Genomic DNA, 12,178 nt, shown 5'->3' with positions numbered 1-12,178 from the left:
GCACGAAGCCGACAAAGGCGTTCTTCCAATTTCGTTCCACTTCGCTCCACTCGCACACTGGTCTCGTCCCCTCGCTTCCTCCCGCCAAAAAGTAACCATTAAACGGCGCGCGTCCGTCGCCTCGGATATGCAACGACGAGCAGCGGCGGTGTACGCCGTCCTCTTTCTCGTAGTCGCTGCTGGCGCGTACGCCCTCATCGGTGCGGCCGAGGAGCCCCAAATCGACGTTCAAGGGCAATCGTACGCTCAGAACGACACGATAACGGAAGGCGGGCGCACCTACACCGTGGCGTCCGCAAGCGACGGCGAAGGAACGCTCGAATGGACGAACGAGTCGGCAGCCTACTCTGCGACGTGGTCGAACAACACGACCGTCCAGATGGCCAACAACGAGACCTACCGGGTCCTCATCCCGAACGAGTCCGACCCCGGCCAGTTCACGCTCCGCCAGGAGTTCAACCTGAGCGACAATACCACCACGGTGCAGCAGGGTGGGACGACGTACGTCGTCGTCAACGAGACCGACGGCAACCAGAGCGAGGGCAACAAGTCGCTCGTCCCGGTTGACGAGTACAAACGTCAGCAGTTCGGCACGCCCGAGAACCGGACGTACAACGAAGGCCAGACCTTCCAGTACGAGGGCAACCAGACGACCGTGAGCAACATCACGGCCGACTCCGCGACGCTGACGTGGACCGCACCGAGAGTCAACACGGTGTCGGTCAGTGCTGGCGCGAACGTCAGTCTCGGACCGACGGGACAGAACACGAGTTACGTCGCGTACTTCCCGAGCAACAGCGACGGGTTCGTCCTCTCGCCGCAGACGGGCGAGTACCAGACGCAGGAGAACGAAATCAGCCACTTCAACGAGCGCATCGCCGGTCTCTGGGGCGTCGTCATACTCAGTTTCCTGACGGTCGTCCTGCTGCTCGGGATGGCGTTCCTGCCGAACAAGTAGAAAAACAGTCTATTCTTTCGCTATCCACGCGAGACCTGCACCGATAGCCACCGCCGAGAGCGCGCCGACTATCTGACCGACCATGACGAGCGCGCCGCCGGACTTCTGGGCCCACGGCGTGCCGACGAGCGTTGCGATGCCGACGAGGACGAGGAGGACGCCCACGCCGAGTCCGAGCGGTTGGAGTCTGTCCGAAGTCGCTGTTGCCATACATCGACTCAGCAACTGCGGCCGGTTAACTGTTGTCGAAATGTACCGAAGTGGACGAGACCCACAAGAGCGAAGGCCCGTCCGAGAGAAGCCAACCGCGATGGATTGGGACTGGGAGCAGTTCTACCGCAACGCCGACTACGACCGCTGTGTCTACCTCGCGGGCGAGGAGATGGCAGACCTGCTCGCACGATTCTTCGAGCGCGAAGCGCGGGGAGGGGGCGACACCTTCCCCGAAGACGTCGCCTCTGTCGGTTGCGGTCCCGCCGTCACGCTGTTCGACCTCGCGGAGCGTTTCCCAAGGACCGAGTTCTACGGCTACGACGTGTCCGAGACCGTAATCGAGGACAATCAGAAGAAAGCCACCGACCAGCCAAACCTCCACTTCGAAGTGGATGCACTCCCGTCGCTCGACATCGACCGCACTTTCGACGTGGTGTACTGCGTAGCGACGCTGTTCTTCGTCGCGGACCCCGAGGAAGCCCTCGAAAGCCTCTTCGACCGGGTTCGAGACGGTGGATCGCTCGTCGTCAACTACCCGAACGACGAACTCCGCAAAGCGGCCGACTCCTTCGAGGGTCGAAAGCGCGAAGCCTTCGAACTCGTCCGGAACGGCCAGAACGTCCTCACCGAAACGGACGTATCGCGCGGAATCGGCACCGAAGTGCGCGACTATTGGAAGGCGGTCGATGCCGAAGAACTCGCCAAAGACCAGTGGCCGACCGTCTACGCGAAGAAGTAGGAGAGAACCGCAACTCCCCTATCAGGGCGTCAATCGCGACACTTCTAGCCACGATACCTTCTCGCCATCGGTCAGTCCGTACACCACCCGCTTGCGGACACCGTGGGCAAGTCGAACGTCGAGCGCGAGGTCCCGCGGTTCGAAGACGTGCTCGCCGGGAAGCACTCGCACGAGACACTCGGAATGACCCAAGTCGTCGATAGACTCCACGTCGGCGTAGGTCCGGAAGTCAGCACCGAACTTGAACCCCGTCTTTGGCACCACGCCGCGTTCACGGAGCGCGCGGTACACCCGGAGTCGGCGGACGAAGCGGTCGCCCTCGACTTCGAGACCGCGGGCGCGCACTGTCTCGGCATCGACTCCCAATCGTCCCTCCGCGGCGAGGTGCGTCGCCTCCACGAGCGACAACTGGAGCGCGCGTGGTCGGTTTTCTCCGGGTCGGTCGGCGAGCAGTTGCCCGTAGAATGCCGACTCGTGGAGTTCGGCGGGCGGGTCCCACGCCAGCACGCGCTCGCCGAGCAGGTCGGCAGGGACGCGTTCGGGCAGGTCGCTCTCGGAACTGCCGCGGACGTCGGCGCGCTCGGTGTCGAGGTAGGTTATCTCGCTCTCTTCGTCCACGACGGCCAGCACGACGTTTCCGAGGTCCTCGGCGGCCACGTCCTCACGCTCGCCGACCACGCGGATTCGGTAGAGGACGGCGTCGTCCCACGGTCCCTTGCCGCGCGGGTAGACCACGAAGTCCGAATCGCTTCGGGGCGCACCGACCCACGATTCGCGGTCGGGCGACAGGTAGAACCCCCGGTCTCGCAAATCGGCGTAGACCAGAAACCGCGTCGTTATCTCGCCGCCGGCGTCGGCGAAGAACTCGCGGAAGTCCATCGACGTGCCGTCTTCCTCCCGTACCACCTCGTCCAAATCGCCCTTGAACAGCAGGTAAGCCGCTTCGACCCGTGAGAGCGCGATTTCGTTCCCTTGCAACGGGCGGCCGTAGCCGCTCGAATCGTAGTACCGCTGGCGGGCGTCGCCACCCACGACCACTTCCCCGTCCCGGAGGCGTCCGTCCATACTCTACCGTCGCGTCGGGCGAGTCAAACGGTTTCCGGTCCGGAACTACGTTTCTGCCGTCTCCCCGCAGTCGCCGAGACAGCGCGGGCCTGCATCGCCGTCACTGTCTGACCCGACTCCCGACCCGACTTTCGGAAGGCCACACTCACAAGTCCCGACGACCCGTTCTTTCGGCAGTCCCAACGACGCGTCGCAGTCGGGATAGTTCTCACAGCCCAGAAACAGCGCGCCCTCCCGAAGCACTCGTAGGTCGCCGTCGCAGTCGGGACAAGGCCACTCGCGGTCGAACCGCTTGCGGATGGCTTCGTCCAGATTCTCGCAGGTGCGGTCCACGCAGAGTTCGAAGCGGTCGCCGCGCTCGACGGTCATCTCCGGCAGGCCGCAGTCGCACGTCGTTTCGAGGACGGCCGCGTCTCGTGGCAGGCCGTGTTCCGTCTCACAGCCGAGGCACGTCACTGCGCCGCGAGCGCGGACGAGTGGCGAGCGACAGTTCGGGCAGGTGCCGACTGGACTACCTGCGGCGGTTCCTTCCATCTCCACCTGTTCTACGTCGTGGGCCTGCACGCGGAGGCGTTCGCCGTCCTTCACCGCGACGAGTGCGATTTGGTTATTACCCTGTTCGCTCTGACTCTGCTCGCGGTACACTGCGTCGGCGCGGGTGAGCCACGCCACTGGCTGGTACCCCTCTGCGTCGTGGACGAGGACCGTGTCGTCTGGCTTGTGGACGACGACCACGCGACCGCGTTGCGTTCGGTCGTCGGCCGTCGAGCGACCCTGATACTCCGTCGTACACTCTCCGGCGAGGAGACTGACTGTCTCGGACATGGGCCGGGTTGGTCCCGGCTTGGTACTTGAACGTTCGCGTCGGTCGGCGTGTACTCGCACGACCCGCTGGTTGGCGAACTACTAACTCGATTGCTATCGTCTGTCCGCTCGTGAAATCGAAGGCTGTGCTGTTCGACATGGACGGCGTCATCGTCGATTCCGAGCGCCACTGGGTCCCGACCGAGGAGGAGGAAATCTTCCCCGACGTGGTGGCGGACGGAACGCCCACCGACGAGACGACCGGGATGAACTTCCGAGAGATCTACGACTACCTCGACGCGAACTACGAGACGACCGTCGAAAAGGACGCGTTCGTAGAACGCTACGAGGAGGCCGCCCGCGACATCTACGGCGAGAAGGTCGAGCTGATGACCGGATTCGAGGACCTCGTGGCCGACCTTCGCGCGGAGGGTGTGCAAATCGCGCTGGTCTCCTCGTCGCCACCGGACTGGATAGAGCGCATGCTCGACCGCTTCGACCTCCACGACGCGTTCGACGAGGTCATCAGCGCCGAACATATCGCGGGCGACGGCAAACCGGCCCCCGACATCTACGAACACGCCGCGGTCGAAGTCGGGGTGGAACCCGAAGAGTGCGTCGCAGTCGAGGACTCCGAAAACGGCATCGCGGCCGCGAAAGCCGCGGGAATGGCCTGTATCGGTTACCGGAACAAGTCCGAGGAAGTGCTGGACTTGTCGGAAGCGGACGCCGTTGTCGATTCTCCCGACGCGCTCCGAGACGAACTGCTCGGCTAATCGAGTCCGAACTACTCTGCTAGCGTGGGCTCTCTTTTCGGATAGTTTCGGCAACTTGTCGAACCGGTAAAGAAACGCCTTTCTTCCCCCCTCACTGTGCATCCGGTAATGGAAGTCGCCGAGGTCGTCCCCAAGTTCACCGAGGCGTTCCCCTTCGAGGAGTTCAACCCGATGCAGCGCGAGGTCGTCCCCGCGCTGTTGGAGGGCGAGGAGAACGTCGTCGCGAGCGCGCCGACCGCCAGCGGGAAGACCGCGCTGGCCGAACTGGCAATCTGTCGGACGCTACAGGAGGGCGGCACCGCCCTGTTCGTCGCGCCGATGCGCGCGCTCACCAACGAGAAGGAGAGCGAATGGGAACGCTTCGAGGAATTGGGCTACTCTGTCTACGTCGTCACGGGCGAGCGCGACCTGAACCCCCGGCGCGCCGAGCGCGCCGACATCCTCGTGATGACGCCAGAGAAGACCGACTCGGCGACTCGAAAACACGACTCGCGGCGCTACTCGTTCATCCGGGACGTTGACTGCGTCGTCATCGACGAGGTCCACCTGCTCGACTCCGAGAAGCGCGGGAGCGTCCTCGAAGTGACCATCTCCCGGATGCGGCGACTCTGTGACCCGCGCGTCGTCGCGCTCTCGGCGACCATGCCGAACGTCGAAGACGTGGCCGAGTGGCTCGACGCCCCGCCGGAGAACACCTTCGAGTTCGGCGACGACTACCGCCCGGTAGACCTCCACTCGGGCGTCGAAACGTACACGCACGGAGACAACTCCTTCGCCGACAAGTACCGCCGACTGTATCGCGCGCTGGACCTCGCCGAACCGCACATCCGCGACGACGGCCAAGCACTCGTCTTCGTCTCGTCTCGGCAGGACACCGTGCAGGCCGCGAAGAAGGCCCGCGACGAAATCGGTGAGCGCGACATCCCCGTCGGCGCGCGCGGCGACTACGACTTCCACAACGACGCGAAGGAACTCCAGAACGACACCCTGCGAAAGTCCGTCCTCGACGGCGTGGCGTTCCACCACGCCGGACTCTCGAAGGCCGACAAGGACAAAGTGGAACAGTGGTTCAAGGAGGACAAAATACAACTCCTGTTCTCCACCTCCACGCTCGCGTGGGGCGTCAACCTCCCCGCGCGCTGCGTCGTCCTCCGGGACACGAAGCTCCACGACCCCTTGGAGGGCGAGGTGGACATGAGTCCGCTCGACATCCTCCAGATGCTCGGGCGGGCTGGGCGACCGAAGTACGACGACGTGGGCTACGGGTGGGTCGTCTGCGACCGCTCGGAGGCCGACAAGTACCGGCGACTTCTCGAGGAAGGCAAGGAGATAGAGTCGAGACTGGACGAAGATTTAGACGCGCATCTGAACGCCGAAATCGCGATGGGGACCATCCGGGGCCTCGAAGACGTGATGGACTGGTTGGAGACGACGTTCTACTACGTCCGTGCGAAGAACAACCCCGACGAGTACGACTTCGAGAGTCTGCGCGAGCGCGTTCGAACGAAACTCAACCGCCTCGTCGATAGGGGGTTCGTCGAAACTGGCGAGGACCTCTCGGTTTCAGGGTCGCCGCTCGGCCGCCTCGCTTCGAAGTTCTACCTCCGGATGGAGACCGCAGAGCAGTTCCACGAGGTCGCCCAGCAAGACGAAGTCAGGACCTCCGACATTCTCCAAGCCGTCGCAGACGCCGCGGAGTTCGACAGCGTGAGCGCACGGCAATCCGAGCGCGAGGCGGTGAACTCCGTCCTCGTCGGTCAGGAGACGGGCGACCTCGAAGCAGGTCCCCGGAAAGTACTCGCTATCCTGCACTCCTCGATGACGGGCGCGACCCCCGGCGAACTGCGAAGCGACGCGTGGGTCATCACGCAGAACGCGCTCCGACTGCTCGCCGCGCTTCGGGCGTTCCTCGAACGATTCGACTGTCCACAGGCCGCGAACCTCGCCAGTCGGGTCGAAGCACGAATCGAACACGGCGTCAGCGACGACGCCGTCGGCCTGACTGCCATCGACGGCGTGGGGTCTGGCCGAGCGAGCAAACTCGCCCAAGAAGGGCTCGCAACGCCCGCAGACGTTCGCGCGGCAGGCGTCGATGGACTCGTGGACGCGGGTCTCACCTCGGGCGTCGCCGAACAGGTTCTCGGAAGCGCGAGCGACCTCCCGCGCGCCAAAATCGAGTGGGGGTCGTTCCCCAGCGAAGTCGCGCAGGGCGAAAACGACATGCGGGAAGTCGTCGTCCGAAACGCTGGCGACGGCCGAACCGTCGGCATCCGCGTGACTGTCAACGGCGTCGAGATGACCGAAACGACGACGTACCTCGACGGCGAGACGACCGTTCCAGTTGGGGTCTTCGGCGGCACTGACGACGAGATGGAGTACACCGTCGAAGTCGTCTTCCCCGACTTGCCACTAGTGCCGACGACGGACTCGCGGACGGTACAGGTCGAGTGACCGGTTCGGTGCAGTGAACCGAATCAGGAGAGCGACTTCTTCATGCAGGTCGCGCTCGTCGGACAGAGGTCGCTAAACTCCGCGGTGTCCCGAATCGCTTTTGGGACGGTCTCCCGCTCGACGGCCTCGAATCCGAGGTCGGCGAAGAACTCCGCCGCAGTCGTCGTCAACAGATACACCGTGTCGAGGTTCTCGGCGCGCGCCCGGTCGAGCAACTGCTCGCAGATAGCGGTTCCGAACCCTCGTCCTCTGGCGGACTGTTCGACCGCGACCGAGCGCAGTAATCCGACGTTTCCCTCGACTTCGAGACCTGCGACTCCGATTCGGCGTTCTGTTTCACGACTCTCCAAGTCACTACGCTCCGACTCGCCGACGCAGACGAACAGTGCGGGGAACGCCGCGTCGAGGTCGGCCGTCGGGAGGTCGTTCGCTTCGAGTATCGTCTCGACGTACTCGCGGTCGCTCGATTCGGCGGGAGATAGTCGGAGTGTTGGCACGCTACCCAGTTCGTGCGGTGGGCCACTAACTCTATCGTCGGGTCAGTCTGCGGGACTCGACACCTTGTCGGCCGCTCGTCGCAACATTCCGTTGTTCGTCGTGTAGTAGTAGTAGAGACCCAATCCGACGGCACCGACGACGTTCGAAATCGTGACTCCCCAGAAGACCGCCCGAACGCCCAAGTCGAGCCACATCGCGCCGACTGCCGCGATGGGGAGTCGAACGGCCCAGTACTTCAACAGCGACGCCATCATGCTCACCTTGGTCTTGCGAGCGCCGTTGAAGCCCGCGTTGAACAGGTACATCGCGCCGATGCCCCAGTAGCCCAAGACGAGGATACGCAGGTAATCGACGGCCAACTCGAAGCCGTCGGGCGACATGGCCGGTACGAACAGGTTGACGAGGAACTCGGGAGCGACCCACTGGAAGACGCCGACGAGGGTCAGTCCGACGGCCGCGATTGTCGCCCCGGTCCACGTCGCTCGCTGGGCGCGCTCGGGGTTGTCTGCACCGAGGTTCTGCCCGACGACGCTCTGGGCGGCGTCTCGCAGGCCCTGCGCGGGAACGAACGCGACTGTCGCAACCTGAGCTCCGACGTTGTACGCCGCGAGACCGGCGGACGCACCGACGGCCGAGATAACGGCGATGATGAGCACGCGGACTGATTGAGCGGCGACGGTCTGTCCGCCCGAGGGAAGCCCGATGTCGAGTATCTCTCGGTACTCTTCGGTTTCGAACCCGATGACATCGGAAGTGACTGTGAAGCCGTCGCGGCCGCGGACGTACATCGCTAGGGCGAGCAAGAACCCGACAAAGTAGCCGATAGCGGTCGCCATCGCGGCACCTGCGATTTCGAATCCCGAAAAGCCAGTACTCGCGTAGAGAGACGACTGCAGGCCGCCGAGTCCAAGCATAGCGAACAGCGGGTTCTCGGTGAACCCGAAGATGAGGAACGGGTCGAGCGTGATGTTGACTGCGACCGCGACGACGTTGACGTACATCGCGGCTTGTGAATCTCCCCACCCGACGAATCCGCCTTCGATAGCGTCGCTCATCCCCATGAAAGGAAACACGAGAACGAGCGTGGCGATGTACGTCGCCGCGAGCGGGGCGACGTCGTTACCAGTGAGAACGATTTCGACGATGGTGTCGACGCCGAGGAAAACGAGAGCAGCGACGGTAGTTCCAGCAACCAGTCCCAAGGTGAGTCCGTGGAACGTCGCGCGGCGGGCACCGTCGAGATTCTCCGACCCCGCTCGTTGCGAGACGAGAACTTGTGTACCACTGAAAACGACGACCGTGACGCTCGCTATCAACGCAATCACGGGAAAACTCGCACCGACCGCGGCGACAGCGTCTTCCCCGAGGCGGCCGACCCAGAACGTGTCTACGATGCTCTGGACGACGTGAACGACGTTTTGAACGACGAGTGGCGTCGCCAGCACCAGCATCGCGTGGACGAGCGAGCCGTCGGTGATATCTTCCCGTGAGACGTCTAGCATGATTGTTCCGTCTTCCCTTGTGCTAAAATCACACGAGTACTTATATTTGTACCAACTACTGCTCGCGTAACGGAGATTACTCCCATGGTACGGTGAACGTATGGTTCACGCTAACTGGGGTATGGGTAGAATATATATTTGACTTTTTCCATCTATCGCTCAGATGGTAAGAAAACTACGAATCGGTGTTTTCGGGCGTCTCGGACCGGCCAGAAGTGTCGTTTGGTCGGTTCGACGTGTCAGTGGACTCCACTCGTGTTGGCGTTCGGCTCGTTCGCGCGGCGCGGCGACTCGCGCGCCCCATCTTGTAACTCGTGTAGAGGAGGTAGACGCCCGCGACGCCGACCAGTACGTAGACGAGGTTGCGGACGACCTCCGCGGCCGCCGGTCTGAACACCGGGTCGAGCGCCAGCACGAGGACGTTCACCTCGTCGCCTGTGAACCCGGTCACGCCGATGATACCCCACGTTACCGCGCCGAAAATCACTAGCAAGAGTGCGAGCCAGTCGAAAGCGTTGGTCTTCATGCAAAGGCGTTCGGATTTGGCGTGCTTTGTTATTGGGCGGCTACGAACGGAAGTGGGACGTTGCCCTGATGGAGAAAGTCAGCGGGTGACGCAAGTGAGAGTAGTTAACGAACCAACCGAGGCGTGACCCCAGATTGGAATACCCCACCCTTTTCACGACCCCAATCCAACCACTAACCAATGAGTCGCCGTCGGAAACCCGACTGGCTGAAGATACAGCCGCCCGCCGGACGGGAGTTCACGGGCATCAAACAGACCCTTCGGGACCACGACCTGCACACCGTCTGCGAGGAGGCTAACTGCCCCAACTTGGGCGAGTGTTGGAGCGGTCGAAACTCCGAGGCGGGCGGGACGGCGACGTTCATGCTGATGGGCGACCACTGCACCCGCAACTGCGGATTCTGCGACGTGGCGACCGGTGGTGGCGAACCGCTGGACCCCGACGAACCGGAGAACGTGGCGAGCGCCGTCGCGGAAATCGGCCTCGACTACGTCGTCCTCACCTCCGTGGACCGCGACGACTTGGATGGTATGGGTGCGGCGCACTTCGCCCAGACCATTCGGGAAATCAAGAAGCGCGACTCCTCGATTCTCGTGGAGGTGCTGATTCCGGACTTCCAAGGCGAAGCCGACCTCATCCGCAAGATTATCGACGCCCAACCCGACGTCATCGCACACAACATCGAGACCGTCGAGCGGATTCAACAGCCCGTTCGGGACCCTCGCGCGGGCTACGAACAGAGCTTGCAGGTCCTCGAACAGGTAGAGCGCGAGTCGGACATCTACACCAAGACTTCCATCATGCTCGGTCTCGGCGAGTACGACCACGAGGTGTACCAGACGCTCTCGGACCTCCGGGAGGCAGAAGTGGACATCGTCACGCTCGGCCAGTATCTCCAGCCGTCGCGCACGCATCTCGACGTGGACGAGTACGTCCACCCCTCGAAGTTCGACACGTGGCGCGACGTTGCCGAGGACGAACTCGACTTCCTCTACTGTGCGAGCGGCCCGATGGTCCGCTCGTCGTACAAAGCGGGCGAGTTGTTCGTGGACGCGGTGGTCCGAGATGGGAAGTCTATCGAGCAGGCGAGGAGGGAAGCCCGTAGGGCTTCCGTATAGGCGAACGGCGAAGCCGTGAGAAGGGAAGCTCGAAGGGCTTCGGTGTAATCTTTCTCCCTGCGCCTGAGAACGCGCCGCTCACTTACGAGACTTCGAATTCTGCACGCCACCACCTCACTTTCTAAATCAAGCTGGACTGTGGTAGCTATTCACATTCGAATCCGTTCCCGTCTACCGAAATTGGCGAAAATCACGCAATTCTTGCCGTTCGTCCACCCAACCCCACCGAACGACCATTACCGTTAGACGAACGTGGATATTCACCGATATAATTGCGGAAGTTAAGTTTTCACGCCGGTGTTACTGTGGATTTCCACCGGAAAATGGCGGGAGAATAATACCTATGGAAAGTTGGTTACGAAAACCCTATAATGCGCGCGCCTGACTTATCTAATATGTCAGGACGGGTTCGACCGTGAGTGTTGTACACCAAGACCCCCAAGACCGCGTACAGGTCTTGGACGAGGACGGCAACGTAGTAGAGGGCGCGGAAGTCCCCGACCTCTCCGATGAGGAGCTCATCACGATGTACCGCCAGATGCGACTGGCTCGCCACTTCGACGAGCGAGCAGTCAGTCTGCAACGACAGGGCCGGATGGGTACGTATCCGCCGCTGTCGGGCCAAGAGGGTGCCCAAATCGGGAGCGCGTTCGCGCTGGCCGACGACGACTGGCTATTCCCGAGTTACCGCGAACACGGTGCCGCACTCAACCGCGGCCTGTCGCTGAAACAGACGCTCCTGTACTGGATGGGCCACGAACAGGGCAACGCCATCCCCGACGACGCGAACATCTTCACCGTCGCAGTGCCGATTGCGACCCAGATTCCCCACGCGACGGGCGCGTCGTGGGCATCGAAGTTGAAGGGCGAGAACAAAGGGTTCCTCTGCTACTTCGGCGACGGCGCGACGAGCGAGGGTGACTTCCACGAGGGACTGAACTTCGCGGGCGTCTTCGACACGCCGACGGTGTTCTTCTGTAACAACAACCAGTGGGCTATCTCGGTGCCCCGCGAGCGACAGACCGCCAGCGAGACCATCGCTCAGAAGGCAGAAGCGTACGGTTTCCAAGGCGTTCAGGTTGACGGAATGGACCCGCTCGCCGTCTACAAGGCGACGAAAGAAGCACTCGACAAGGCGAAAGACCCGGACGAGGGCGAACTTCGCCCGACGCTCATCGAGGCGGTCCAGTACCGCTTCGGTGCGCACACGACTGCCGACGACCCCTCCGTCTACCGCGACGAGGACGAAGTCGAGGAGTGGAAGCAGAAGGACCCGATTCCGCGACTGGAGAAGTACCTCCGTGGCGAGGGCATTCTGGACGACGAGACAGTCGAAGAAATCGAGGCGGACATTCAAGAGAAGGTCGCCGACGCCATCGACGAGGCAGAAGCAGTCGAGCGACCCGACCCCGCAGAGATATTCACGCAGGTCTACGCGGACATGCCCAAGCGACTGGAACAGCAACTCGACTGGTTCGAGCGAATCCGTGAACAGTACGGCGACGAAGCGATGCTGGAGGAGTAATC

General features: G+C 62.6%; 12 protein-coding genes. 6 read left to right on the top strand and 6 right to left on the bottom strand.

What is annotated here, in order from left to right; genetic code table 11:
* Positions 1-127 precede the first annotated feature (127 nt).
* Positions 128-958, top strand: coding sequence for a hypothetical protein (locus F7R90_RS16475; protein ID WP_158058492.1), 831 nt, complete (start codon positions 128-130; stop codon positions 956-958).
* 9 nt (positions 959-967) lie between these two features.
* Here F7R90_RS16475 and F7R90_RS16470 read toward each other — a convergent pair whose 3' ends face one another.
* A complete protein-coding gene (locus F7R90_RS16470; protein ID WP_158058491.1) occupies positions 968-1,168 on the bottom strand; it encodes a hypothetical protein in 201 nt (66 codons plus the stop codon).
* Positions 1,169-1,268: 100 nt separating this feature from the next.
* Between F7R90_RS16470 and F7R90_RS16465 the strand changes: the two genes are divergently transcribed.
* A complete protein-coding gene (locus tag F7R90_RS16465) occupies positions 1,269-1,910 on the top strand; it encodes a methyltransferase (RefSeq protein WP_158058490.1) in 642 nt (213 codons plus the stop codon).
* Positions 1,911-1,931: 21 nt separating this feature from the next.
* On the opposite strand, the gene endA is transcribed toward F7R90_RS16465, so the two are convergent.
* Both endA and F7R90_RS16455 read right to left on the bottom strand, forming a co-directional pair.
* The gene (gene endA, locus F7R90_RS16460; protein ID WP_158058489.1) at positions 1,932-2,975 is read right to left on the bottom strand and encodes a tRNA-intron lyase; all 1,044 of its coding nucleotides are present in this window, start codon (positions 2,973-2,975) and stop codon (positions 1,932-1,934) included.
* Between the two features lie 45 nt (positions 2,976-3,020).
* Positions 3,021-3,800 (bottom strand): topoisomerase DNA-binding C4 zinc finger domain-containing protein, encoded by a 780-nt coding sequence (locus F7R90_RS16455; RefSeq protein ID WP_158058488.1) that lies wholly within the window; start codon positions 3,798-3,800, stop codon positions 3,021-3,023.
* 110 nt (positions 3,801-3,910) lie between these two features.
* On the opposite strand from F7R90_RS16455, the gene F7R90_RS16450 reads away from it, so the two are divergent.
* Positions 3,911-4,555, top strand: a complete 645-nt coding sequence (locus F7R90_RS16450) for an HAD family hydrolase (RefSeq protein ID WP_192498344.1) — start codon at positions 3,911-3,913, stop codon at positions 4,553-4,555.
* A gap of 108 nt (positions 4,556-4,663) precedes the next feature.
* A complete protein-coding gene (locus F7R90_RS16445) occupies positions 4,664-7,006 on the top strand; it encodes a DEAD/DEAH box helicase (RefSeq protein WP_158058487.1) in 2,343 nt (780 codons plus the stop codon).
* Positions 7,007-7,029: 23 nt separating this feature from the next.
* Here F7R90_RS16445 and arsN2 read toward each other — a convergent pair whose 3' ends face one another.
* The 3 genes from arsN2 to F7R90_RS16430 form a co-directional block, all read right to left on the bottom strand.
* On the bottom strand, positions 7,030-7,503 hold the full coding sequence (gene arsN2, locus F7R90_RS16440; RefSeq protein ID WP_225741200.1) for an arsenic resistance N-acetyltransferase ArsN2: 474 nt from the start codon (positions 7,501-7,503) through the stop codon (positions 7,030-7,032).
* A 42-nt stretch (positions 7,504-7,545) separates the two neighbouring features.
* Complete coding sequence (locus tag F7R90_RS16435) at positions 7,546-9,006, bottom strand: MATE family efflux transporter (RefSeq protein ID WP_158058485.1); 1,461 nt, start codon at positions 9,004-9,006, stop codon at positions 7,546-7,548.
* Positions 9,007-9,181: 175 nt separating this feature from the next.
* Complete coding sequence (locus F7R90_RS16430) at positions 9,182-9,532, bottom strand: DUF378 domain-containing protein (RefSeq protein WP_158058484.1); 351 nt, start codon at positions 9,530-9,532, stop codon at positions 9,182-9,184.
* A gap of 180 nt (positions 9,533-9,712) precedes the next feature.
* On the opposite strand from F7R90_RS16430, the gene lipA reads away from it, so the two are divergent.
* Positions 9,713-10,651 carry a lipoyl synthase gene (lipA, locus tag F7R90_RS16425; RefSeq protein WP_158058483.1) on the top strand — a complete coding sequence of 313 codons (939 nt, stop codon included), beginning with the start codon at positions 9,713-9,715 and terminating at the stop codon, positions 10,649-10,651.
* A 415-nt stretch (positions 10,652-11,066) separates the two neighbouring features.
* Positions 11,067-12,176: a pyruvate dehydrogenase (acetyl-transferring) E1 component subunit alpha gene (pdhA, locus tag F7R90_RS16420; RefSeq protein WP_158058482.1), complete on the top strand. Its 1,110-nt coding sequence runs from the start codon at positions 11,067-11,069 to the stop codon at positions 12,174-12,176.
* Positions 12,177-12,178 lie beyond the last annotated feature (2 nt).

This window comes from Halorussus halophilus, assembly GCF_008831545.1.
Classification (GTDB): domain Archaea; phylum Halobacteriota; class Halobacteria; order Halobacteriales; family Haladaptataceae; genus Halorussus; species Halorussus halophilus.
The sequence above is the reverse complement of the archived record's forward strand: the minus strand, read 5'-3'. Positions and strand labels throughout refer to the sequence as shown.